Raw genomic sequence first — 23,973 nt, 5'->3', positions numbered from 1 at the left:
GGGCCCAGCACAGTTAGCGACCCAAACTTGGGGCCCCTCGGAGTTGTGGGCCCAGCACAGTGCCTTAGAACTGACCGGCGAGTGCCCGGGCAGCTTGCAGATAAGACTTGCTCACACCTCGCTGGGTCAGCTTCGTCACAGGAGCCCCCAACTTGAAAATGAATCCTGCAGGCTTGCTGAAAGCTAGAATCCGGAAGTACACGCCCCCGTCAGAGAGCTTCATCGCTATGAACGCCTCCTCACCCAGAGCCGGATGCCCAGGCAGGGTTCCATAGCCAAAGCCAGCCAGCGTGATTTCTTCACCATCAGTACGCACCAAAACTGTCGGTTCAAGGGCCCACACCACCTTGCACGGGATGGGCAGACGAAGGTTAGCTACGCCGAATCCGCTCACTACGGGCGCTCCGGGGACCGCACGCGGTGGAGCTGAAACTCGGAGACCGGCTCGGCGTTGGATCTGAAAAGTCATGATGCCCTCGCACAAGGCAGCAAACGTTTCATCCCCGGAACCAACGCGGATTTGCTGATCCACGTGAGTGAAACCCTCTGGCCATGCTCCGGCCCCGCTCGGCTCTGACGCGATGATGCGGGTCCTGCCCATTTGCGGGTAATTCAGTTCCTTTTGCTCAGCCTTGGGCAACACGTGCACTCCATTCCAACGCAATCTGTTGTTTTCTGGGCATTCCAGCCACCACCAGATCGTAGGAGTCCTCCAACATGTCAAGGACCATCTCCGCATCGATGGCGCAGACGTCAACCGTGTTCCAGTGGCGCTTGTTCAGATGGTACCCCGGGATGATCCCGGGATTGGCTGCACGTAACGCCGGGGCAAGCTCCGGATCACATTTCAAGGAAATGCTCAATTTTGGGACGTCGAGCCGCCCAAGCGCAAACACCTTGCCAGCACCTTCGCTACCGCCGCTGGGTGCCTTGACCTTGAAAACTGAGGTTTCAACCCCGAAGGGGTAATCCTCATAGCTGCCGGGAAACAGCAGTGCCGCTGTCCGAAGAGCATCTGCGTCAAGGATCATTTGCTGACCTCGTACGTGAGTTGTGCGAACTGACCGTGTTGGAGTGCGCTGCGCAAGGAAAGTTTATCTGGCCCGATATCCCGGGGCAGCAACGGTGCCCCTGCTCTCAACGCCGCAGGAGCCACATTGATAACTATTGCGTCCAGGGCGCCTGCGTCCAGGAACTGTCCGGCTAGATCGCCACCTCCCACCACCCACACGTCCAGCTCACCCGCTGCAGCTCTGATGTGCGTAAGAACGGGCTTCACCGGACCGTTGACGAACCGAACATCGGCGCCTTCCGGAATGGGGAGGCTTCTACTGGTAAAAACATAGGTGGGCCGGGTTCCGTAAAACTGCTGCCACTTGGCGGGTTCGGCAAGCAGGTTCTCCTCGCGCAGCACCCATTCGTAGGTGCTCGATCCCTCCACAAATACACCAGCAGTATTCATGAAAGGACCGATGTCCGGGGCACCTTGCGCATCCACGGCAAAGAGCCAGGCCAATGAATGCTCTGGATCCGCCACGTAGCCATTGAGCGTGGTGGCAGTGTAGTACACGGTCCTCGTCATGTTCCCAAGGCTACCGTTGTGGGCTGACAGACTGGGTGCTAGATCGCCTAGGGCGCTATTTCACGCCCAGATAGTCCTCAAGCAAGACAACCTTCAGCCCGGCAGCCTTCTGCGCCGTGAGGAAAGCAGCCAAGTCCGCAGGGAATTCAGGCCGGAAGTGCATCAGGACGATGTCACCGGGACGCAGCCCGGCACCGACCTGGTAATCCATTCCTCCCGCGTTTGCCTTCGCTTCCCAGTCCACAATGGCCTTGATTCCACATTCTGCAGCCGCTTGTCGAGCAGCGTTGGAATATGGGCCGCCCGGGGGCCGCATAAGGACTGGACGGCGTCCGTAGTGGGCTTCTTCGAAGTCTGACATTCCGCAGATTTCGGCCTTTATTTTGGCATACCCTAACGAGAGGAACCCCAAATTATGGGAAATGGTGTGATTTTCAATCAGAAAGCCAGACTTAATATACTGCTGGTAAAAATCTGGCTGGCCAATTATGAAGGTTTGCGCCAGAAACAGTGATGCTTTCACGCCGTTGTCTTTGAGCAGTTGCAGATCTGAATCACGCTTCACCGCACCGTCATCAATGGTCAAAAAAACCACTTTTTGCGTAGTGGGAATCTTGGTTATGACCGGAACCATACCGTTTTCAATGGGAGGCAGCTTGTAGTCCGGCACCAACCCATCCAGGGTGTCAACCCGGCCAGTCACGGGGTTGACCGGCGGCTGCGTAGGGACCGGCTGGGTGCTAGGACTCGAAGCGGGCGACGGCGTTTGAGGGGGTTTGGTTGATTCGCCCGGATTGCTTGCCGCGTTCGTAGCTCCAGCTGAAGCGATCGGAGTGGACGTATCCGCAGACACCGGCGTCGTTCTTGAGTTATAGAAAACCAGGAAACCAAAAACTAAGGCCACCACAACTGCGGCGACGATGGCCAGAGTCACCCACCGGGAACGGTTGGGGTAGGTGCGAAGATGGCTCGGCATAGGAACTCCTGATGTGCGTGGACTAAAGGTTCAAGGCCGCAGCTTCGATCTTCGGGCACGCATCCATGACGACGTCCAGCCCCGCCTCGGCTGCCCGCTGTGCTGCCGCTTGGTCGATTACGCCCAATTGCAGCCACACCGCACGAGCGCCCACGGCTATTGCCTGATCCACTACAGCCCCCACTTTGTGCGAATTTACAAAGCAATCAACCACGTCGATCATACCGGGCACCTGCGCCAATTCCGTGTAACCCTGCGCACCGTGGACGCTGTCCCCTTTCAAGCTCACCGGGATGATCTCCTGGCCTAATTGCTGTTGGAGGAACAGTGCCACATCCACAGCTGGACGGAGGGGATTATGGGACAGACCTACCACGGCCCAACGCCCGGGGGTGGAAAGAAGCCTACGGATCACTGCCGGGTCATTGATGTGTGCCATGCACAACAGTGTAGCGAGGGGATGGCCGCCTACGTGCTCACGAACGACTCATCGATACCCGGGCGATCATTGTCACCCGTTTCAGTTTCTGGTTCATCTTCTTCCTCGCTCACGTCCTCGTCGACGTAATCGTCGCTGGTGAGCTCTTCCGTGTACAGGGACCAAAATTCGTTAGGACCGGCAGCCACCGGATCCAAAGTCTTCAACTGCTCCTCAAAGGACTTCCGCACCTTTGAAAAGTCCTCATCATCTTCTGGACCCACCGTATCCCGATCGATGGATCCCCACGCCTGAACGATCTTGACAAAGCTCTCCAGTGTCGAGGCAATCAAAGATTCATCGTCTTCGCAGACAAAGAGCACGGACCCTTTTTTCCGGTCCACAACAACGAACTGGAAGTCACCGTCATTGCACAGGACGGCACGCCCGCTGGGATCATCGGCAAATGGCGGCTCCAGCCACTGGCCATCCATCGGCATATCTTCCAGCGCCGAGGGGTGCAGCGGCTCCAGAGCCGCCCAAATCTTGGAGTCCATCATGATTTCCTCCTTCATTTAGTTCTGACACTAATCACAGCTGCTGACCCCGTCAACGCCCAAGAATTTAGCCGACGGCATCCACCAAGGCGCCAGCCTCGAATCGTCTGTTGCGCAAAACAGGCAAGAATTCACGGACCTCTTCCACGCGTTTGTGGGTGACATCCGTTGTCACCACGCCTTCGGCCTCATTTTCCAAGAAGTCCTGTGGAATACCCATAGGGTCCACAATTGCCGAGTGACCGATGCAGTGCGCACTGGAAGTACCCGCAGCGGCAACCCAGACAGTGTTTTCTATGGCACGCGCTTTCAGTAGCGTTTCCCAATGCTCCACTTTGTGCTCGCCTTTGAACCAGGCTGCCGCAACGCAAATAAGCTCGGCACCTTCAAGAGTCAACGCGCGTGCGAGCTCCGGGAAGCGGATGTCATAGCAGGTCATAATGCCGACCTGGAAGCCGCCGATTTCCACCAGAGTTACGCCGCTATCTCCTGGTTTGATGCGCTTTGACTCCTGGTAGGAGAAGGCGTCGTAAAGGTGCAGTTTCCGGTAAGTGCCCAAGATAGCACCGTCGTCGTCAATGGCTACCAGAGTATTGAAGGGACGTTCTTCACCACTAGATTCATAGCCGCCAGCTATCACAGCGATGCCCACGTCTGCGGCGATGCGAGAGAGGCCTTGAACAAAGGTAGTCCACTCGGCGTCCACGGCTGCGGCGAAGTCTCCCTCCACTTCACCTACGGAGAACATTGCTTCCTCCGGGAAGACGATCAAGCGGCCACCGTCCGCCCGGGAAGAAGTGGCCAGCCGGCGCATGACCGTCAGGTTCCGGACGACGTTACCGCCCGGATTGAACTGTCCAACACTGACCTTCATGATTGCTCCCTTCAAACGCGGCATTCATTAGCTCCAGCCTAGCCGTTTTAGCCCAGCAAAAAGGCAGGGTCGGCACCGGAAAATACAGTTCCGCTGCCGACCCTGCCTGGTTACGGTTAGCTAATCGTTGATGAGGTCATGACGGACGATCGTCTGATCGCGGTCTGGACCAACTCCAATAGCAGAGATCCTGGTGCCTGAGATTGCCTCCAGCGCCAGGATGTAATCCTTCGCGTTCTGAGGAAGGTCTTCCATGGTGCGGGCACCGGTGATGTCCTCAGTCCAGCCCGGGAAATATTCGTAGATGGGTACTGCATGGTGAAAATCGGTCTGCGTCATAGGCATCTCATCATGCCGGACGCCATCGACGTCGTAGGCCACACACACAGGAATCTCTGCGATGCCCGTCAAGACGTCCAACTTCGTGACGAAGTAGTCCGTGAAGCCGTTTACGCGGGAAGCATGGCGGGCCAGAACGGCGTCGTACCAGCCGCAACGACGTGGGCGACCGGTATTCACGCCGAACTCACCGCCGGTCTTTTGCAGGTAGATACCCATCTCGTCGAAGAGCTCCGTGGGAAATGGGCCAGCGCCAACACGGGTCGTGTAAGCCTTGATGATACCCACTGCGCGTGTGATGCGCGTGGGACCAATTCCCGAGCCAACTGATGCCCCGCCGGCCGTCGGATTTGAAGAAGTGACGAACGGGTATGTGCCGTGGTCAACGTCCAAGAACGTCGCCTGGCCACCCTCCATGAGGACCACTTCCCCGCGGTCCAACGCCTCGTTGAGCACGTACGTCGCGTCAATAACCATGGGGCGCAGGCGTTCTGCAAAGGAAAGGAAGTACTCCACGATCTCATCCACTTCCACGCCACGGCGGTTGTAGACCTTGACCAGAAGCTCGTTCTTTTGCACCAGTGAACCCTCCACTTTTTGGCGCAGGATCGATTCGTCAAAGACGTCCTGAACGCGGATCCCCAAGCGTGCAACCTTGTCCATGTAGGCCGGGCCGATCCCTCGACCTGTAGTCCCGATGGCTCGCTTGCCCAGAAAACGCTCTGTCACCTTGTCCAGCACCTGATGGTACGGAGCGACCAAGTGAGCATTAGCGGAAATGCGCAATTTGGAGGTGTCCGCCCCACGCGCCTCCAGGCCCTCGATTTCCTCGAACAGTGCTTCTAGGTTCACAACACAACCATTGCCAATAATGGGTGTCGCGTTGGGGCTCAAAATGCCAGCAGGAAGGAGCTTGAGCTCATACTTCTCACCGCCTACGACGACGGTATGCCCGGCATTGTTTCCACCGTTGGGCTTAACCACGTAGTCGACCAAACCACCCAAAAGATCTGTGGCCTTGCCTTTACCTTCGTCGCCCCACTGGGCGCCGACGATCACGATTGCTGGCATGGGATCCTCCCCCTTGCTCATAAATTGAACCGAGCGCTGTTTAAACCGGCGGTAGTTCCGCCGCACATCACCCGAACACGAAAATGCCCCTTTTGGAACCGCTCGGCAGAACAGATGTGCGCGAGTCGCACTTCGTTGTCTGGCCGGGCGAACAAGGGGGCCTTACCACTGAAGTTTACCGGAACGCCCACTGAGGCGCACCTTGATGTCCAAAGACGGCAAATATGTGCCCAATGATGACTCTGAAATCGAGGCGTTTTGGCGGATAAGGGTTCACACAAATGGCGTCACTGGAAGCGCTGTGCACAGCATGGTTTTACGCTCACAACCAGAGACTGCACTTGGGTTCGCCAAGGCCTAACTAACAACCTCGTTACCCTTCCGTCAGTAACGAGTTTGGGAAATTACTGTCCTTTCGACACTAAAAGGCGTATGCTGTCTTTACGACACAAAATGGCGGCATAGCCACCCTAACGGAAGAAGAAAATCATGCTTTTCGAGGACAAGGTGGCACTCGTCACGGCAGCCGGTGCTGGCATTGGCGAAGCCATAGCCCTTCGTCTTGCGGCTGAGGGCGCCGCAGTTGTGGTCTCAGACGTCAACGACGCAGCCGGACAAAGCGTGGTGGATGCCATCATATCCGCAGGCGGAAAGGCCGCTTATATGCATGCCAATGTGGCAGAGCCAGACGATGTCAACGCCCTCGTTTCTTTCGCGGTGGAGTCCTTCGGGGGCCTTCATCTCGCCGTCAACAACGCGGGGATCGGCGCCATGCCCAAGCCTGTTCAAGACGTCACTGACGCCGAATGGGACAGGGTTATGAACGTCAACTTGCGTGGAACGTTCATCGCGATGAAGGCCCAAGTGAAGCACTTCTCGGCTAACGGTGGCGGTGCCATTGTGAACACGGCCTCGCTGGCAGGCATCTCCTCCACTCCCCTGCTGACCCCTTACGGCGCCTCAAAGCACGGGGTTGTGAGCCTCACCCGAAGCGTTGCCATTGAAAATGCGAGCAAAGGTATTCGCATCAACGCCGTTGCCCCGGGTGCTATTGAAACCGCTTCGCTGGCCTCCCTGCCCGAAGATGCCCGCGCAGGCTACGCAGCACAGGTGCCCATGAAACGCCTAGGCCAGGCACACGAAATCGCCAACGCTGTCATCTGGCTGCTTTCTGACGAGGCCAGCTTTGTTACGGGTGTGGTGCTCCCGGTCGACGGCGGAACAGTCAATGCCTAAGTCTTTGGCCCACGCGAGCACATCTGACAGTCAGGATCATCCGCCGACGCCCGGGGCACCAGCTCCACTAAAAGTCGACGGCAGCGCATTGATCACCTCATTAACCCGCGTCTTGGCCGAGTGGACGTCCCCCGATTTTCTAACCGCCGTTGCTGCTCGCGAAGGCGTTGATCTGGATCCGGGTGCCATTACCATGGTGACCATCCTTGCCAGAGGGGGCGCACAGCGTCCGTCTCGGCTGGCGGAAAACATGGTGACCGGGGCATCGAACATCAGTAAGATTTTGGCACGCCTCACCGCCGCTGGTCTAGCCCGTCGGATTCCGGATCCAAGCGATGCACGGGCCCAGTTGGCTGAGTTGACGGGCCCAGGCCACCAAGTCGCCAGAGCGTTCGTCCGCGCCGGGAACGGCCTTACCGATGAGCTACTGGCCGAGTGGTCGGACACGGATCGCAATGATTTCACCCGGCTGCTGGCGCAATTCGAAAAGTCCACGATCGCGTTCGCGGCGCATTTGAGCTCCACTCGCTGATTCCCACCCAACCCACCCAAATTTTGCTGCGGTACCCGCATTAGATCCGCACACCTTCAAAGGAGCACCACATGAGCGCCACCACCACACCCCGTCGTTACGTCGTGACGGGCGCAGGATCAGGGATAGGTGCGGCCACCGTGCAATTACTGCGCGAACGCGGCGAGAATGTGATTGGAGTGGACTTACGCGGCGCCGAAGTCGAGGCCGATCTAGGGACGCCTAGCGGGCGCAAGGCAGCGGCAGATCAGGTAACCGAGCTGGCGGACGGAAATATTGACGCCGTCATCGCCTGCGCGGGTATCTCAGCGCCGATCCCGTTGACCGTCAGCGTGAACTACTTTGGCGTCATCGAGTTCTTAGAACATCTATTACCTGTCTTAGCGAAAAGCTCAGCACCACGCGCCGCCGTCGTCAGCTCCATGGCCTCCCTGCAACCCAACTCCCCCGAACTTGTAGCTGCCCTACTGGCCGGGGATGAAAAAGGCGCCGTGGAAATCGGAACAGCGCTGGCCGCAGCGGGGCCAGCGTCCGGATACCTCAACTACCCCTCCAGCAAGAGGGCGTTGAGCCGCTGGGTCCGCCGGGAGTCCATCAAGGCACGTTGGGCAGGTGCGGGAATCCCCCTTAACGCTGTGGCTCCTGGCACCGTCATCTCACCCATGACCAAGGAACTGCTCGCTACAGAAGAGGGGCGGACCATGGTGGATTCAAACGTTCCCATGCCGTTGAACTACCACTCGGAAGCAATCGTCATCTCCCGCCTCTTAGTCTGGCTCACCAGCGAGGAGAACACCCACACCACGGGCCAGACCATTTATACCGACGGCGGGGCAGATGCAACGCTGCGTGGGGATAATATCTGGGATTAGTCCCAATGCTGTTTACTGTGTGCTTTTGACGGCGCTGGGCGCGGTGCGTTGTCGGCGTGGGGGCAGGAGTTCGCGCAGTGCTAGCCGTAGATTTCCTGAAGCATCCCGTCGGGTGTTTTGGAACGCCGCACGACCTTGGGGCCAGCAGAGACCGCATGACTTCCTCAGCCGGGAAAACCCGCGTCATGCCGAAAATCTAACACGCTTGAACTAAGCAAACGGCACTGCGCCAAAGCCCGTTTGCCTGGCACCGTGGCCCGCGAGCCAACCCGACGTCCTCCGGCCGGAGGGCCTCACGGCGTACACGTATGGAGTCCGCAAAAGCTTGGAGGTCCATCCAGCGAAGATGCCGCGTCCGTCGTGGGATATCCACGCTCTGCCATGCAGTGGATAACCGCGCACTGTTTGCTGGTAACGATAGGGCACATACTCGGGATGTGGCCGCAGAAGCGTTGCCAGAAAACGGAGATGCACGATGGCGAAATGGACAGCGGCTGACTTGCCGAACATGTCAGGTAAGACCGTGATAGTGACGGGAGCCTCAAGCGGAATCGGACTCATCACCGCACGTGAACTGGCTCGCGTCGGCGCTCACGTCGTACTCGCCGTGCGGGACGTTGCAAAAGGCGCCACCGTGCGAGCGGGGATGCAGGGCGACGTCGAAGTACGCGAGCTGGATGTCTCCGATCTGGCCAGCGTGCGCGCATTTGCCGCGGACTGGACTGGGGAGCTCGACATCCTCATCAACAACGCCGGTGTGATGGATATCCCACTCACTCGCACGAGCGACGGTCTGGACACCCAAACTGCGACCAATTCCTTCGGCCCGTTCCTGTTGACCAACCTGCTGCTGCCGCACATCACCAATCGCATCGTGTGGGTGACAAGCCAGCTGCACCGCATGGGTCACCTCAACACGGCAGACCTGAACTGGGATGCACGTCCGTACAAGCCGATGGACGCCTACAACGATTCGAAGCTCCTGGTCGTTCTTTTTTCACTTGAGTTGCAGCGACGACTCGACGAGGCCGGGTCGAAGGTGCGCTCGGTTCTCGCTCACCCCGGAATCGCAACTACGACGCTCGCGGCTCACTCATCATCCAACGTGATCAACCGCTTCTCGTTCCTCTTGAACGATCCGGAACACGGTGCACTTCCGACCCTGTTCGCTGCAACCCAGGATGTCGTCGGCAACGCATACGTCGGGCCGAACGGCCTCGGCAGCATCAAGGGCTATCCGAAGGTACGCAAGCCCGGAAAGGCAGGCCTCGACAGTTTCGCCGCATCCACCCTCTGGGCAGTAACGAGCAAAAAGGTGGGGGTTACAGCATGAGCGCCGCATCGAAGCAGCAGACCACGAAGACATCTTCGTGCCACACGGGCTGCCGGAACACACCGTTGATCTCGGTGAGATCACCATGAACTACGCCACTCTGGGCGACCCGAGCCTCCCGGCACTGCTGCTGATCCCTGCACAGGCGGAGTCGTGGTGGGAATACGAGGCAGCGATGCGCAAGGAGTTGCCCGCATCGTTCCTCACCGGTATTGAAGCGATGGCTCCAGCCGGCAGCGAAGGGGCACCGACTTGACCGCCCCAGCACCTGAAGGAATGCGACCCTGAGTGGGGCTGGGCATTCGTGTCCGGATTTGCGACCGCAGCAAGTGACCACGCGACATTGCTCGCCCAAGTGAAAGTCCCGGTGCTCTTCACGCACCACGTCCATGTTGTCGACCCAGATAACGGAACGGTTGTGGGCACGATTCCCGACCTTCAGGTCAAGCAAGTCGAGGAATTGGTGACCGGAGCTGGAAACAGCTTCACGTACAAGCCGTTCCCGACGATGCCACATTCGATGCACGGGGATGCCCCCGACATCTACGCCGCCACAGTCATCGACTGGGTTGACGGCCTCTACGTGCACAACTAAGTGCAATGCCGTTTGCTTAGTTCAAGCGTGTCAATTTTTCGGCATGGCGCGTAGTGGATGGGTGACCCCGAAGGGTCCTGAACGGTTGACTGATCATATTTCCTTGGGTGTGCGGACGAGAGTGCCCTGCTGGGGAAAGCGATGTGGAGCCAAGGCCCTTACTGGAAGTCCCCGCTACCAGCCCACAGCCCCGCCCCAACCCGGAGTCCAAGGCCAGTAGACTGGCCCGAGAATGAGCACAAAGAGGATATTCCCATGACTGAAAACGGCCACTCATCCCCCGGACTAGTGCTGCACGCCTACGGCCCAGATGCGCAACATCTCCTGGGCTCGTTCCGCAGCGCGCTTAATGCCGTCGCAGCGCTTCCGCACGCTGCCATTGAAATAGTGGTTCAAGGACCTGTAGTGGCGCAGCTGTGCGAAGAAGAATTCGCAGAATCCGTCAGCAACGCCCTTGCTGCTGGCATAGCTATCAATGCATGTGCCAACAGCCTGCGCTCTGCAGGTGTCGACGCAGGCGCTTTGCTACCCGGCGTCGGCCAGGTTCCTTCCGCCGTCGCCCATCTAGCGCAACGCCAATGGGACGGCTGGTCCTACATCCGGTTGTAGCGTGGCGGCGCTCCCTAGGTCACCGAGGCAACCAGGGTCCTTCCTATCGAAAAGATGTCACACCGGTCGTTGATAGTTGATGTTCTCACGGCACTCTAGACTGCGCTGGTGTGTAAAAGGGGCGTTCGACCAGTGGGCCTTTTTGTTCACTAATGCTTGGGGGACCAGTCGGCGGCTAAGGCGCGCATCATTGACGATTGGTAGCCGGTAGGGCTTCGAATACCGTTGAGCCACTCCGTGAGATCTGCGGCGTGATCGTTGAGGGACCGAGTGGCTGCTGCGGAAACCTCTTCCAATAAGCCCAAACGGACGGTTGCGTTCTGGTCTTGGATCCAACAGCCCACTATGCGCCCGTCGACCCACGCCGTCGTGCCGGCATTCCCGCGGCTGTCAAACAGACTGCCATGATGGGAACCAAGGTAGAAGCCACGGCCCTTCCACCCCATGACAGTGGGGTCTAATGGCGGAAGGAGCGCAGTCCACGGTTCAGGATCTCTCACTTCTTCGAGGTCGTTTGGTAATAGCCAGCCCACGGCAGACTGATCCAAGGTAACCGCTACCGCGCCGAGGTCTTCCAATGCTGCGCGCACGATCCCCTTCGTCGCACCTAGCCACCACACCATGTCATCTTCTGTGCCTGGACCGAAGGCGAAGAGCCAACGGCGCACAAGTTCGCGGTAACCATCCTTGGCGGTCCAGCTGTCAATCGGATCTTCGAGCCAGCTTGAGGTACACGTCCACAATGGTCGGGCGGTAGGGAAAGAACCCGTGCACGGGCCGCGCATATTCGCTCCTTCGGCGCCGAGGAGGGTGAGTACCTGGGGAGCCGACCAGCTCTCCCCAGCGGTGCTCTGTACCGTTACGTCGATCAGGGGCGCTGCACGCCTGAGTTGCGCCGCCGAGAGAGGTACGCCGCCGGTGAGGGCTGCGACCACAGCGATCTCTGCCCGATCCAGCCAGATACCTCCGTCGCTGGCAATGCCTGCACGCACAAGATCCCGGCTCATTCTGGCACGTTCGCTCGACGCGACCCTAGCAGCAGAGCTTGGCAAGACGGCAGGCAGAAGCTCCTTGGGAAATGCGAAGAGTGTGCGCCTCATTGCAAGCTGTTTGACGAGGGTGCGGTCAGTGTACAAAGCGCGGTCAACGTCGGCGGGAACGACGCCGATCGTCCTCGCCCAGACGGACAGATGTACCGAGGGCGCATCAGTTGCATGCAGTGCGACTACTGCCCGGGTAGCGTCTTCGACAGTGCGCACGTGGGCATCGGGTGAGAGTGCATGGCGGCGCGCGAGTCGGGCGCGCCGCTCGGTATTAGGGACATGGCGCATGGTGCTCCTGGAGAGAAAAGTTGGCGAGGGCATTGTGGGGAATGCTAGTGCGCTGCGCTCTGCGGGAGGACGCCTGCGCTGGCTTTCGTTTTGGATCGCCGGTGGCTGGCACCCACATCCCACGTCAGGGCGAAATGGGCGTTCGCTGTCCGTTGCTGTATTTCCCGGTTGGCAGGCCCCAGGCAAGGGGCGCCAGGTGAGCAATCCTATGTCGTACTTCGCGCACATAGGAAGGACATCGCGTTCGAGGATCGAGTACGGCGGCTGCGGCGCGAACGTTCTCGTCGTCCGCGCCGCGGCTCCATGGTGTTACACCGCGGGGTAAGCGGCAGCTACGTCAAGGATCCACGTCACTCCGAAGCGATCGGTAAGCATACCGAATCCAGCGCTCCAAGCAGACGCAGCGAATTCCTCCACAATCCTGGCGTCGACCGAGAGCGTAGCCCAGTAGCCCTGGACCTCGTCCAGGGTCTCACCGCGCACGGAGACGAAGAATGGCTGATCGGTGACCGTGACGCCGTTTTCGCGAAAGGTCGAGCCGGGCACGACTTTTGAACCCTCCGAGTGGCCTGGGATGTCATAGGCCATCACTTGGAGACCCTCTTCGGATTCAAGCTGGCCGAAGACGACGTTCTCGGCGCCGGGCGCGTCTTTGGGCATGCCGAAGTCGCCATAAGTCGCGATGGCCGTCTGGCCGCCGAAGACGGACTGGTAGAACTCCAGCGCCGCACGGGCATCGCCACGGAAGTTAAGATGGGTGGTCGTTTTAATGCTCATAACTGCTCCTAGTGAGAACGTCGCCGGGCTTTTACCCTGGCAATATCAACTCTCTCAGGCGTATAGGTCAGGATTAGTCCTATATGAGAACTAGTATCGAGGAATGACGACGACCACATCCCGGCTATTGAGTCTGCTGTCTCTGCTGCAGAGCAGACGCGACTGGCCAGGCTCTGTGCTCGCTGAGCGGCTGGGGATCAGCCATCGCACGGTGCGCCGCGACGTGGATCGTCTGCGCGAGATGGGCTACCGCATCCAGGCATCAATGGGACCGGAAGGCGGTTACCGCCTCGACGCCGGCAGTGAACTGCCCCCTCTGCTGTTCGACGACGAGCAAGTGATCGCTCTCGCGGTCGCTCTGCAAGCGGCAACCCTCACCGGTGTGGGAATCGAAGAAGCAGCTCTCAGAGCTTTGACCACAGTGCGCCAAGTGATGCCCTCCCGGCTCCGTCATCGTTTGAGCGCTTTAGAGTTCACGACGATCCAGAGTCACTCGGGCCATGCAGCGCCGGATTCAGTGGACCCTAGCGTACTCATTGCACTGTCGAGTGCTATCCGCGCGCGAGAGGTACTTCGCTTCGACTACGAGACCCGGCGCCCCGATACCGAACAAGGGTCAGCGCGAAAAGTGGAACCGCACCATTTGGTGACTTCGTCCGGCCGGTGGTACCTGGTGGCCTGGGATCCGGACCAGGGCGACTGGCGCATCTTCCGTGCCGACCGGATCGCACCGCGAACCCCGGCCGGGCCACGATTCACTCCGCGGAAGGTGCCTGGAGGCAACGTGGCCGAATACGTGTCGGCCCGCTTCAAGGGCTCAGAGGAGACCAATAAATGGCCGTGCAACGGGAAGGTGATCCTCAGCCGGGCATCGGGAGAAGTTTTACCGTTCGCCGACGACGGGGTCGTCGAAGATCTCGGTCCGGATCGGTGCAGTCTGGAGGTCGGCTCATGGTCATGGGTCGCGCTTGCAGCATCCCTAAACCGTTTCGACACCGACATTGAAGTCGTTCATCCCCCGGAGCTCAAAGAGGCGTTCGCGCAGCTCGCGATCCGGAATGCAAACACCGCCAAAAGCAAGTAGCCACATGAGCCCTCGCTGCGGGCTCATTCCGATACCGGCACTGCCTTAAAAAACAGCTTTCTAAGACACCTGACTGCGGTGATACCTAGCTGCACTTTGCGTCTAGCTCCGGGATGGGCCTGTGAGTAGTGCGCCGACACCGTCAGCGTTGGCCGTTGACGATGGCGTCTGCGTTATTGAACGCCCAGGCCACCAGAGGGACCAGGAGCGTGCTTAGTTCATATCCACGCTCGGTCAAACTGTAGTCAACACGGGGCGGGATGATTACTTGTGCATGCCTACTAACCAGGCCGTCCCGTTCAAGTGTCTTCAGCGTTTGTGCAAGCATCTTCTCGCTGATGCCTTCCGCCCTCCGTCGCAACTCACTCCATCGCTGCCCACCTTCTGAGAGTGAGACGAGGATCAGGACTCCCCACTTACTGGTGATGTGGTCCAATACAGTCCGGCTGGGGCAGCCAGCCGGGAACACGCCATCGGGAAACGCGAGTGGGAGGGGTGCTGCCGGGATACTTACCTTCATTCCAGTACCTTACCTGAAAGTGCGTACTCTCCACTGGGAAGTATCTCAACTCTCCACTGGTTGTTCACGGTGACAGAGTACGAACAATGAAAGGAACCACCCCATGAGAATCGTCATTACAGGAGCAAGCGGCCAGTTGGGCCGGCACGTTGTGGAAGCACTGCTCGAACACAATTTCCCCGCGTCGAGCATCGTGGCCACCGGCCGCTCCGTCGATAAGCTTGCAGATTTTGCCGCCCGCGGCGTCCAAGTCAAGACCATGGATTACACCAACCCTGCCTCCGTGGCCGCCGCCTTCCAAGGAGCTGACAAAGTACTGTTGATCTCCGGCAGCGAGGTGGGACAGCGCGTGGAGCAACACCGCAACGTGATAGAGGCCGCGAAGGCTGAAGGCATGAAGCTAGTGGTTTACACCAGCATCGCAAACGTCGACACCACCGGCATGAAGCTGGCCGCCGAGCACCATGCCACCGAAACCCTGCTCCAGGATTCAGGCGTCCCCTTTGCACTCCTGCGCAACGGCTGGTACCTGGAGAACTACACCGAGCAGCTTCCTGGCACTCTGGCGCAGGGGACTTTAGTCGGAAGCGCAGGGGACGGCCGCGTCAGCGCCGCCTCCCGAGCCGACTACGCGCAGGCCGCCGCCGCAGTGCTGACCACCGACGGTCAGGGCGGCAAGGTCTACGAACTGGGCGGAGACCACGCATTCACCATGGTCGAGCTCGCCGCCGAAATCAGCGCTGCCACGGGCGAGCCCGTCACCTACCAGGACATGCCCGCGGCCGACTACGCCCGCGTACTGGCCGGGGCGGGTGTCCCCGAGGCATTTGCCGACATTCTTGCCGATTCAGATCTGGGGATCGCCCGCGGGGACCTTCTGGTGCCCGGCGGCGAGCTGCAGAAACTGATCGGCCGGCCGACCACGACGCTAGCCCAAGCCGTGCGCTCGGCGTTAGCTGCCATCTAGTGTCAAGCCCCTGCCATCCGGCTGTATTGATGCAAACCGTCATGTCGTTCTTTATGGTGAAGAAAGCAGACCTAGCTACAGCATTGCGCCAGCTAGCTCCGCTCGCGCCCATGGACTGGCCGAAAAGGGCAGGATTTTTCAGGGGACTAATGATTACGCCAAGCTGGAGGTTTGAATTAGTAGCGCCCCACAAAAGCGTCCCTTTGTTAAGGGTCTCTGTCCGAGCCGGGTGACAATGTACTTTGGTGAGCCCAGGGTGAGGGTGTCCGCGAGATCGCTCGGTAACTGCGGCGCTGCACATCGATGGATGCGTGGGAGCCGCGCGGCGGTGCCTCTACGTTCGGGGCCGACTCAGCGGCCCCGAACCAGACAGCAGGTTGGTTCATGATGACCACACGGGCATTGCTCTTGATTGACTACGTGGTCTCACTCTGGCTGACACCACGGCGGCTGAACTGGTTTTCAGGCAGCTGCATGAATGGGCAATCGTGGTGTAATCAACGCGGCATCCCTTGGGTCTCCTGCGGCTTATCACCCTCATTTCAGTGCCGCAAAGAGTCAGCGCCGCAAAGAGTAGCCTGCAACGCCCTCCATCTGGAAATGAGGGGCGCCCAACAAACTCCGCGAATCCCTCTAACCCGCCATCCTCCGACATACGCTAAGAACCGGTCTCACCCAAACAGAGCCCTACTGACTGATCGCAAATATTCCATGGGCTCCCCGCTCGGCGTCCACCATATAGTGGGACACAAACGGGTAGTTTCCGGCCTCCGGGAACGTCAACTCCACAAATCCGCCCTGCGCCGGAGCCAGCGCCAGGGCCTGGGATCCGGCGCTCGGATCTGAGCCATCCAGTAAGTATCGGCCCTCACTCCACACGGTGCTTAGCTGCCCACCGACAATGTGGAACGACGTCGCCTTGTTGGGACCGGCGTCGAGCACCCAAACACGCACCTTCTCGCCCACTTTGGCGGTCAGTGGGCGGAAGTCGTACTGGTTGGCATAGCCGTTGAACACCACGGCATCGGGCTTTTCAGCCTGAATTTTGGCCAGGTCCGCCACTCCACCTTGCGGTCCAAGATACAGTTCCGACTGAATGAGCACATACTCCTTATCCACACTGGGCAGCCCGGGCGGATCGATGATGACAGCGCCAAACATGCCGTTGGCAATATGAAGACTCATGGGCATAGTGCTGCAGTGATACATCCAGATCCCGGCACGGGTTGCCGTGAAGGAATACGTCAATGTCTCCCCCGGGTTGATGGTGCGCATTGGCTGGTCCGGGGCCAGAGCGCCGGCGTGAAGGTCGATCGAGTGACCCAGAGAGCCATCATTCGTGAGGGTAATAATGAACTTGTCCCCCACTTTTCCGCGCAGTGTGGGTCCTGGAGCTGTGCCGTTGAATGTCCACAGTGTCTGATTCACCCCCACAGCCACATCCTGTTTTTGCTCCGTGACCTTCATCGCCACCTTATGAACGTTTCCTTGCGGCAACGCCGGAATTACCGGATCGTGTGCGGTGAAGTCGGCTGGCGCTTTCTTCATAAAATCCAGGAGGGAGGCGGCACTGGGGCCGGTGGCGCTTGAGCCCGCACCGCTGTGATCCATGCCTGCCATCCCGCCACCGGGTGTAGCGGATGCGGACGGCGCTGCGATTGGCCCACCGGTTACCGCGATGCTAAACACCATCCCCTGCTGTTTGTGCCCGGCAATACTGCACCAACCGTCCATGCCCGCACCAATGACACCGGCATCCACTGTGGCTTTCTCGCCGGGGTAAAGCCGTCCCGATTCCGCTCCAGCCGCGGTGACCAAATCATGCACCATCGAATCCTGGTTGACCACGTTGATGACTAGTTTGTTGCCAAGAGGTACTTCCACCTTGTCCGGGTGGAAGCGCATGTCTTTCATCGTGATGTCCACCGTAGTGGTCACTCCGGTGGCCTGCACCGTGGACTGCGCGGCTGCCTGGTTCAGCCCAGGAAGCGTGGTGGGGTCCGCAATAACTCCCGCCACCATGACCAGTACGACGACGGCCATCCCGGTCGCTGCCATCCCCCACCTTCGCCCGGGGGCAAGGTCGAAGGCGGCACCCGCGGCTATGCCCGCGCCACCGATGCCAGCGTCCTCCCGCGGACCACTGGGCTTCTTGAATAAGGCCAAAGCCAACAACGGCAGAATCCAAGCCAGACCCACAAGCACCAGGAAGCTGGTGCCTACCTTGACCAGGCTCGGTACTGGCAGCAAAGAAACTAGCAAGGCGAAGTTCGTCAGCACCACACGAAACACCCCGACCTTATCCAAAATGGCTACCCGGTGTTTGAGCATTGCCGGTCCGCCACCTAGCACCACCGGAGCCAAATAGGTCAGCGCAGCTCCGAGCACTTGTGCCGCGAAACCGGCTGCCAGCACGGGAGCCACAGTCACAAGGCCACGGTGCAACCCATCCCAACCACCTGCGGTCATCGTCAGCAGCACCAGCCACACGATCGAAACCACCAGCCAGACCAAGGCCGCCACAGCGGAAAGCGGGGCAAACGTCACGGCCGGTTTGGCCCGCACCACCTTCACTAAAGGAATGCAGATATACACGATCGCACCCAGGTAAACGAGCAATCCAACAGTGCATAAGAACATGGTCCCGGCACTAGCGCCAATGGCGGTCAGGAGCACGCCCGCCAACAGCGGTACTGCTCCGTGCCGCGCAACGGTCTCGGCGCCGTCGGCCACGCGAGTGTGCAGCATGGTAGGCAGCAGTGTCATCAGCGTCCCGAGCACTGTGATGCCCACAAATCCCAGAACGTTCACGCTCATGTGGACCAATAGCAAACGGGCGTGCAACTCTTCTGGCAGACCAGCTGCGAGCGCGGCACCGACTCCTGCGCCTACGGGCAACAAGAGGCAAGCAGCTACGTAATACCAGACTGTCGGTCCAAAGCGGGAGGGCAGAGACGTGCGCGCGCGCAGCCCCAACACCACTGCGTGAGCCGCCACTACAGCGCCCACAACGATGCTGCCGAACAAAGTCAGCACCCAGATGTTCGCGACCATGGAAACCACCACAGCCACCACAGCCGCGTTGAGCAAAACCAGCCGGGTCACCATGCCACGCGAACCGGGGTTGGGCCCACGGAGCAGCGCCTGGGCGAAGTGCCATGACCACACCAATATCGAGTTCGTCACGGCCCCGAGCAACAGCAGATGCACCATAAGCCACCCGGACACCGGAATATTGCGGTGAAAAAGCACCACAACGACAAGAGCCAGCAGCCACGCGATGGCAGGTGCGTTGGCGCGCAGGTGCCATCGCGACCGGTTCATGGGAGCGGGTACTGCGGGCTTCCCGGCAGGAGTCAGTGAGATGTTCATACCGTGGCCTTTTGAGGAGAGGAAGTGTTCGGTGAATGGGTGGCCTGCCAGAAGGCCATGGCAGCGAAGAGAAGGATGGCAATCACGTTCAGTACACCACCGCTCACCCAGGCACCCGCAATCCCTGCCGCGTCTCCAAGACCCAAACGCAGCAGCAAGGAGGCGTGGAGGAGCACTGCCGGAACCCAGAAGAGTTCCGTATAGGGCAACGGCTTGCGCAGTACGGCCGGTAAAATAACGGGGGCATGAGCCATGATCATGGAAATGGTGAAACCTAAGAATACGGAGTGGACTACCATGTCATAGGCGGGGCCCGTAAGAGTGGTTTGGTTCACTGATAGCACGACGCCGGCAATAGCGAGCCAGCCGTATCCGGCCAGGAGGCAGGCAGCGATGTAGCGGGGCAGGCCGGTGGAACGCACAGTCTTACGGGCGGCGTCGTAAAGCACTAGCCAGCCGACCATGGCCAACAAGGACAGGCCAAACAGTGGGTACCCGACGGCGGGCCATAACAAGGTAGCCATGGCCGCGGCGGTCATGGCGAAGGCCAACGACGTCAGCAGCGGCTCAGCTTTTTTACTGGTAATGCCGATCCTGGCCAGTTCCAGCCGCTCACCGGCAATCGTCAACACCACGAAGCTGATGAGAAAGGGCAGCAAGATGGCGATGCTGGGGATTCGCAACCACAGGGCAGCGGCCGCAATGGCGCTCACAGATCCCAAGATTTGAATGAGCACCACGTTCTCGCGTTGACGACGCCACAACGGAATGTACACCAAGGTCATGGCGATGGTTCCGGCTAGCAACACCGCTTTCCCCACCCATAGTGGAAGCGGGGCGATCATCAGAAGGCCGGAGATTCCAAGTAGAGCGGGAGACACGTATCCAACAGCCTTGCCCAGTGCCACGGTACGTTCTAAAGCGATGACTGTGCCAACAAAGCACAGCACCAACAGCATGCCGTGGATCTCCGGAAGCCTGTCCAGCTTCACCGGGGCGTCTGCACCCAGGAGCTGCAAGCCAGCGTTTAAGCCCACCAGAAGTGCGGCCCCCGCGGGTAGCAAGAACAGCATTCTAAAAGCTGGTTTACGCAAAAACGCTCGTATTTTACGGTCGCGGGAGTGGTTACGCGGCTTCGGACCGGCTCCGGTGCGCACGGGGACGCTCACGTGGCAGGAACCGAAGGCAGATGAAGCGTGCACGCGCCGGGGCCAGCGAAAGGAACCAATTCAACATCGTCTTCGGCCATCCCACTGCCTTCCATGAGCCCCTTGACCAAGCCAAGGTGAACTGCGCAAACAACCTCCGGATTTTCCCGTGCCGCTCCCAGTATGGGGCACGTCGTGAGTGTGAAATCTGTTGCAGCAGCATTTCCCTGGATACCGAAGCCGGCTTCCGCTAGCTCGGCTGCCACCCGGGCCCGGAACGCACGATCCACGGTGGCGGAGTGCGTGGAGATGGCTGGAGTGTCTTGGAGCGCATGGGCCCACCTCCGCCCGGCAAGTTCCCCGGCGGCTGCTGGTTTCTCACTCGTGGCAGCAATCTGTGCGGCGAGCGCTGCGGCCAAGGCGGCATAGCCGCGTGGGCTGGTTTCCGCTATAGCGGGGGCATAGCGCCAGGCAGGCCGCCCGCGTCCGGTGCTGACCGACGTCGTCCTCGTCGCAAAACCGTTAGCCACCAGTGCCTCCAAGTGTTCACGAACGGTATTGCTGTGCTGGCCGGTGGCGACGGCGAGCTCTTCCACGTTGATAGTCCCATCCGATGAACGCAGGCGCTCCAGGACAGCGGCACGCGCTTTGGACATCGGCGCGACCGGCTCCGCCCCACCCGGCTTAGGTCCGTGCAGCTGGGTTTCAGGCATTTTATTTTCCACGGAATTAATTGTAGTAATATAAACCCACAAACTCCATTCACCCGCCACACGATAGGTCGCTCTTGTGAATAACCTTGTTCTTGCCTCCTCCTCAACAGAAGCCGACGCGTTGGAAAACGCTAAAACCCGTTTGGCGGAAGCCAGCGGAACGCTCGGCACGCTCTCCTCCAATCTGATCTCAGCAATCGCCAACGGGACCGGCGGGGAGCTGGCCGAAACAGACCAAACCAAGCTTGTGGACTTCGCCGAGCAGGAATTGCTCCCCTTGGCCAGCGCCTTCGCGCAGGCACTGCATGACGCCAGTGGCGCCGATACAGTAGTGGCCGCCCTAGCCGCAGGGCACAACGGACGATTGATTGAGGCCACTAAAGCCTTAGAAACACAGGAAGCTCCTGTGCAGATGGTCTACGCCGGAGCGCGTTTGCAGGAAGCTGCCACCGCATTTTTGGACAACGCCGCAGAGCTGATCATCCCGGTCCTGGCACGGAATCCAGCGTTGAAATTGGGTGGGATTCTTCCGGAGCGCACCGTGGAGGCTGCCAGCTCGGCTCCCGCGACCGGCGGTTGCGCCTGCGGCGGCCATGACGAGCCCGGGTTGTCGGAGCTAGACACCCGGGTCATCCCACACGCAATCCGCCACGCCACCATCTTCGGTGCACTTGAGGGCCTCACCGCAGGCCGTGGCATCTTGCTGATCGCCAACCACAACCCGCTTCCGCTGCTTGCGCAGCTAGAGCAACGCTCAAGCGGAAAGTTCGCCGTGGACTACGTTGAGAATGGCCCGGAGACGTGGAAGTTGAGCATGGTCCGTAACTGATCTTGCAGGCGCCTGGGAAAACGGACAATACAGCACTTTAGGACGATCGGAACGGCGTGCTGCATCTGCTCGACGCCTGAGGAATATCCTGGCGACGTCACAATGTGGTTAGAGAACGATCCGCTGACTAAGTACACCAAGCTGGGGCGTCGGAATGCTGGCGGTTCACATGACATGTTTTGGTGTCTTGGTGTGGGCATCTGTCATCCGGGCACCGCTGGCCAACCGACGGACTCTCTCCAAATAGGCGCCTAAGCGCTAAAGTATGGAAGAGCTTTCGCAAGGCCGGTAACTACCAGCTCCACGGGACTGGTCCGGACCCAATCTGAAACATCCAGGCGCAGACGGTCGGAGACTACGACGCGCCCGGCGAGGACGTCTCGCGAGATGCCATCGGGCCGATATCCGAGCTTACTCGAGACACCTTGCGAGCCAGCGTTGTTCTGAAACACTTCGCTCAGCGCAGTGACGGCTCCCAGCCCCTCAAATGCCAGACCCAACAGAGCCCTTCTGGCCTCTGTTCCGATACCCTGGCGGTGAAACTCGCGACCAAGCCACGATTCGGTTTTCACTTCACGCAATACCGAATAATTGTGTGCCTTCAATGTGACCATGCCCAGCGGCTGGCCTGCACTAAATACACCCAACTCCAATGCCCAGTCGTCAACGCACCAAGCACCCCTCCGGCTCCAATGCTGCTGCATCACGTGGAGCGCCCGCTCATGAGGGGCAAGATTCGTCCATGGAGTCAAAAAGGGCTGTTCGCCAGGTTCATTGACACCGTTTGCTGCGACCTGGGCAAGTCCAGACAGTTCACCATCGTTTGGACTTCGGAGCTCTAAACGCCTGGTTGCAAGCTTCAAGTGCGCGAGAGGCCAGTAGTCGTTGAGTATCTCGCCAGTATGGCACGGAGCTAGATGGCGTCCTCGTATTGTGTGCGTTAAAGCAAGCCTTGGGCTACGGCCCGTACCGTCCCTTGCCGCGGTCAATCTGTTTGCGGGCCTCCCTGATGGCCTTCGCAACTTCAGGACTTCTGGCCTCAATATCATCCGCACCCTTGTCGAAACTTCGAAAGGAGCGAAACAACACCGGAAGCAGACACAGGAGGACAATTCCGGCGATGATCAGAATTGAGACAATATCCACTGACGAGCTCCCCCTACGTTTTCACCACATGTTTGTCGCTTCACGGACCCAGTGTTCGACACTACCGCGGCTTCCGTCCGACCCACGAAAAAGTCATCTCTTCCAAAACAGACTGCACTCTCCTGACGAATAGAATTCATGCCAGTTGGCGTTCCCCTAAGGATGTACGAAAAGAAGCCGCCTAAGTTGGCTACGAACGGCCAGGGAAGAAGTTCAAAGGCTGCACTTCAAGAAGTTTCGGGAGAACTGCCAGCGTGCCTAAAGTGTGGGCATCTTGCTCTAAGGCGATCCGATTGAGGTGAAGGGCAAGTAGGCCCGCGCTCCGCACCCCTTCGATGTCCGTTCGGTAATTATCTCCGATGTAAAGGATCTCCTGAGGTAATAGCTGCAGGCTTTCACAGGGCACGCGGAAGGCTCCGACGGAGGGGTTAGCGTGCCCGACGGATTCGGAACTGTATATCGAGTGAACTAGTGGGCCCAGCCCGATTCTCTGAATCTTCAAGGTCGGGTCTGACCAGGGTTTGGTTGACATCTGACTTGTGAGTTTTGGCTCGCCAGAACATAGGACATTTTGGGGGAAACATGCTCAAAACATTCATTAGATCAGCGAGTGCTGATCCGGTCGTTCCAACACAGTGGGTGCTATTGCAGTTTGCGCTATCACTAGCGTTGCTCGTGCTGCTTGTCGCATCTTTGATAAGTATCGCTCGGACAAAGAATCAACCCCCTCCTCGCGTCGTAATGTGGGTTCTGATCGTCTTTCTCTTGCCCTTCATCGGCCCCATTTTCTGGTTCATCGGAGGACGAAAGACTGCAAGGCCTATTCGCTCAATGCCATCCTGAGTCTAAAAAGCATGGCTCGCAAGAGCCGTGTGGTCAGGATTTGCGGACTGCGTCCGCACCTAGGAACGGGCGCCGCACACGGCGTTATCTTCGTAGCTCAACAGGCGCAGATGATGATTGTTAACATAGATCGCGCCGAATCTGGGGCGCATGTTGATCTGATCTCATAGGAAACAGGCAAGATCGATCCTCGAGGGTGCAGTGATCGCTTAAGTCCTCTTTCACAACGTACTCTAGTAGATCGTTTCA

At 59.2% G+C, this 23,973-nt stretch carries 28 protein-coding genes; 11 read left to right on the top strand and 17 right to left on the bottom strand.

All coding sequences use genetic code 11. The features are described from left to right. Positions 1–64: 64 nt before the first annotated feature. From LOH53_RS04310 to LOH53_RS04275, 8 genes are all read right to left on the bottom strand, one after another. A complete protein-coding gene (locus LOH53_RS04310; RefSeq protein ID WP_230066494.1) occupies positions 65–643 on the bottom strand; it encodes a DUF1990 family protein in 579 nt (192 codons plus the stop codon). Beyond that, positions 627–1,031, bottom strand: coding sequence for an MmcQ/YjbR family DNA-binding protein (locus LOH53_RS04305; protein ID WP_230066493.1), 405 nt, complete (start codon positions 1,029–1,031; stop codon positions 627–629). The genes LOH53_RS04310 and LOH53_RS04305 overlap by 17 nt, the downstream gene beginning before the upstream one ends. Then, complete coding sequence (locus LOH53_RS04300; protein ID WP_230066492.1) at positions 1,028–1,582, bottom strand: dihydrofolate reductase family protein; 555 nt, start codon at positions 1,580–1,582, stop codon at positions 1,028–1,030. The genes LOH53_RS04305 and LOH53_RS04300 overlap by 4 nt, the downstream gene beginning before the upstream one ends. A 55-nt stretch (positions 1,583–1,637) precedes the next feature. Beyond that, positions 1,638–2,558, bottom strand: coding sequence for a polysaccharide deacetylase family protein (locus LOH53_RS04295; RefSeq protein ID WP_230066491.1), 921 nt, complete (start codon positions 2,556–2,558; stop codon positions 1,638–1,640). A gap of 22 nt (positions 2,559–2,580) precedes the next feature. Next, positions 2,581–2,997 carry a CoA-binding protein gene (locus LOH53_RS04290; protein WP_230066490.1) on the bottom strand — a complete coding sequence of 139 codons (417 nt, stop codon included), beginning with the start codon at positions 2,995–2,997 and terminating at the stop codon, positions 2,581–2,583. A gap of 29 nt (positions 2,998–3,026) precedes the next feature. Beyond that, positions 3,027–3,536, bottom strand: coding sequence for an SUKH-4 family immunity protein (locus LOH53_RS04285; protein ID WP_230066489.1), 510 nt, complete (start codon positions 3,534–3,536; stop codon positions 3,027–3,029). A gap of 64 nt (positions 3,537–3,600) precedes the next feature. Then, positions 3,601–4,407, bottom strand: coding sequence for a carbon-nitrogen hydrolase family protein (locus LOH53_RS04280; RefSeq protein WP_230066564.1), 807 nt, complete (start codon positions 4,405–4,407; stop codon positions 3,601–3,603). A gap of 120 nt (positions 4,408–4,527) precedes the next feature. After that, on the bottom strand, positions 4,528–5,817 hold the full coding sequence (locus tag LOH53_RS04275; protein WP_230066563.1) for an adenylosuccinate synthase: 1,290 nt from the start codon (positions 5,815–5,817) through the stop codon (positions 4,528–4,530). A 489-nt stretch (positions 5,818–6,306) separates the two neighbouring features. On the opposite strand from LOH53_RS04275, the gene LOH53_RS04270 reads away from it, so the two are divergent. From LOH53_RS04270 to LOH53_RS04235, 7 genes are all read left to right on the top strand, one after another. Then, positions 6,307–7,053, top strand: coding sequence for an SDR family NAD(P)-dependent oxidoreductase (locus tag LOH53_RS04270; RefSeq protein WP_230066488.1), 747 nt, complete (start codon positions 6,307–6,309; stop codon positions 7,051–7,053). After that, positions 7,046–7,585, top strand: a complete 540-nt coding sequence (locus tag LOH53_RS04265) for a MarR family winged helix-turn-helix transcriptional regulator (RefSeq protein WP_230066487.1) — start codon at positions 7,046–7,048, stop codon at positions 7,583–7,585. The genes LOH53_RS04270 and LOH53_RS04265 overlap by 8 nt, the downstream gene beginning before the upstream one ends. Positions 7,586–7,656: 71 nt before the next feature. Beyond that, positions 7,657–8,457: an SDR family NAD(P)-dependent oxidoreductase gene (locus tag LOH53_RS04260; protein WP_230066486.1), complete on the top strand. Its 801-nt coding sequence runs from the start codon at positions 7,657–7,659 to the stop codon at positions 8,455–8,457. Between the two features lie 475 nt (positions 8,458–8,932). Continuing rightward, positions 8,933–9,790: an SDR family NAD(P)-dependent oxidoreductase gene (locus tag LOH53_RS04250; protein ID WP_326832739.1), complete on the top strand. Its 858-nt coding sequence runs from the start codon at positions 8,933–8,935 to the stop codon at positions 9,788–9,790. Between the two features lie 37 nt (positions 9,791–9,827). Next, positions 9,828–10,046: a hypothetical protein gene (locus LOH53_RS04245; RefSeq protein ID WP_230066485.1), complete on the top strand. Its 219-nt coding sequence runs from the start codon at positions 9,828–9,830 to the stop codon at positions 10,044–10,046. Between the two features lie 48 nt (positions 10,047–10,094). Then, positions 10,095–10,385, top strand: a complete 291-nt coding sequence (locus LOH53_RS04240) for a hypothetical protein (RefSeq protein WP_230066484.1) — start codon at positions 10,095–10,097, stop codon at positions 10,383–10,385. A gap of 255 nt (positions 10,386–10,640) precedes the next feature. Further along, a complete protein-coding gene (locus tag LOH53_RS04235; protein ID WP_230066483.1) occupies positions 10,641–10,994 on the top strand; it encodes a DsrE family protein in 354 nt (117 codons plus the stop codon). A 149-nt stretch (positions 10,995–11,143) separates the two neighbouring features. Here LOH53_RS04235 and LOH53_RS04230 read toward each other — a convergent pair whose 3' ends face one another. Together LOH53_RS04230 and LOH53_RS04225 are read right to left on the bottom strand one after the other, a co-directional pair. Beyond that, positions 11,144–12,325 (bottom strand): winged helix DNA-binding domain-containing protein, encoded by a 1,182-nt coding sequence (locus tag LOH53_RS04230; RefSeq protein ID WP_230066482.1) that lies wholly within the window; start codon positions 12,323–12,325, stop codon positions 11,144–11,146. 309 nt (positions 12,326–12,634) lie between these two features. Continuing rightward, a complete protein-coding gene (locus LOH53_RS04225; protein ID WP_230066481.1) occupies positions 12,635–13,102 on the bottom strand; it encodes a VOC family protein in 468 nt (155 codons plus the stop codon). Positions 13,103–13,205: 103 nt separating this feature from the next. Here LOH53_RS04225 and LOH53_RS04220 point away from each other — a divergent pair, with 103 nt between their 5' ends. Beyond that, a complete protein-coding gene (locus tag LOH53_RS04220) occupies positions 13,206–14,186 on the top strand; it encodes a helix-turn-helix transcriptional regulator (RefSeq protein ID WP_230066480.1) in 981 nt (326 codons plus the stop codon). A 142-nt stretch (positions 14,187–14,328) separates the two neighbouring features. Here the strand turns inward: LOH53_RS04220 and LOH53_RS04215 are convergent, their stop codons facing one another. Continuing rightward, positions 14,329–14,706 (bottom strand): winged helix-turn-helix transcriptional regulator, encoded by a 378-nt coding sequence (locus LOH53_RS04215; protein WP_230066479.1) that lies wholly within the window; start codon positions 14,704–14,706, stop codon positions 14,329–14,331. Between the two features lie 103 nt (positions 14,707–14,809). Here LOH53_RS04215 and LOH53_RS04210 point away from each other — a divergent pair, with 103 nt between their 5' ends. Then, complete coding sequence (locus tag LOH53_RS04210; protein WP_230066478.1) at positions 14,810–15,673, top strand: SDR family oxidoreductase; 864 nt, start codon at positions 14,810–14,812, stop codon at positions 15,671–15,673. A 687-nt stretch (positions 15,674–16,360) separates the two neighbouring features. Here the strand turns inward: LOH53_RS04210 and LOH53_RS04205 are convergent. Genes LOH53_RS04205 through LOH53_RS04195 form a run of 3 tightly spaced genes read right to left on the bottom strand, consistent with a single transcriptional unit; the run spans position 16,361 to position 20,906 of the window. Beyond that, positions 16,361–19,045, bottom strand: a complete 2,685-nt coding sequence (locus LOH53_RS04205; RefSeq protein WP_230066477.1) for a multicopper oxidase domain-containing protein — start codon at positions 19,043–19,045, stop codon at positions 16,361–16,363. Continuing rightward, the gene (locus tag LOH53_RS04200; protein ID WP_230066476.1) at positions 19,042–20,214 is read right to left on the bottom strand and encodes a hypothetical protein; all 1,173 of its coding nucleotides are present in this window, start codon (positions 20,212–20,214) and stop codon (positions 19,042–19,044) included. Before LOH53_RS04200 ends, LOH53_RS04205 begins: the two co-directional genes overlap by 4 nt. Next, entirely contained in the window at positions 20,211–20,906 is a 696-nt protein-coding gene (locus tag LOH53_RS04195) for a helix-turn-helix transcriptional regulator (protein WP_230066475.1), read from the bottom strand. The genes LOH53_RS04200 and LOH53_RS04195 overlap by 4 nt, the downstream gene beginning before the upstream one ends. 76 nt (positions 20,907–20,982) lie before the next feature. Here LOH53_RS04195 and LOH53_RS16915 point away from each other — a divergent pair, with 76 nt between their 5' ends. Beyond that, on the top strand, positions 20,983–21,735 hold the full coding sequence (locus LOH53_RS16915; RefSeq protein ID WP_230066474.1) for a DUF2249 domain-containing protein: 753 nt from the start codon (positions 20,983–20,985) through the stop codon (positions 21,733–21,735). 251 nt (positions 21,736–21,986) lie between these two features. On the opposite strand, the gene LOH53_RS04185 is transcribed toward LOH53_RS16915, so the two are convergent. From LOH53_RS04185 to LOH53_RS04175, 3 genes are all read right to left on the bottom strand, one after another. Then, entirely contained in the window at positions 21,987–22,784 is a 798-nt protein-coding gene (locus LOH53_RS04185) for a GNAT family N-acetyltransferase (RefSeq protein WP_230066473.1), read from the bottom strand. After that, complete coding sequence (locus tag LOH53_RS04180; protein WP_230066567.1) at positions 22,693–22,881, bottom strand: hypothetical protein; 189 nt, start codon at positions 22,879–22,881, stop codon at positions 22,693–22,695. Before LOH53_RS04180 ends, LOH53_RS04185 begins: the two co-directional genes overlap by 92 nt. A 190-nt stretch (positions 22,882–23,071) precedes the next feature. Next, on the bottom strand, positions 23,072–23,413 hold the full coding sequence (locus LOH53_RS04175) for an HAD family hydrolase (protein WP_230066472.1): 342 nt from the start codon (positions 23,411–23,413) through the stop codon (positions 23,072–23,074). Positions 23,414–23,463: 50 nt separating this feature from the next. On the opposite strand from LOH53_RS04175, the gene LOH53_RS16990 reads away from it, so the two are divergent. Further along, a complete protein-coding gene (locus LOH53_RS16990; RefSeq protein ID WP_376991431.1) occupies positions 23,464–23,724 on the top strand; it encodes a PLD nuclease N-terminal domain-containing protein in 261 nt (86 codons plus the stop codon). Positions 23,725–23,973: the final 249 nt, after the last annotated feature.

The sequence above is a fragment of the Arthrobacter cryoconiti genome (genome assembly GCF_020905375.1).
GTDB lineage: Bacteria > Actinomycetota > Actinomycetes > Actinomycetales > Micrococcaceae > Specibacter > Specibacter cryoconiti.
This window is presented reverse-complemented; position numbering and strand designations above follow the sequence as displayed.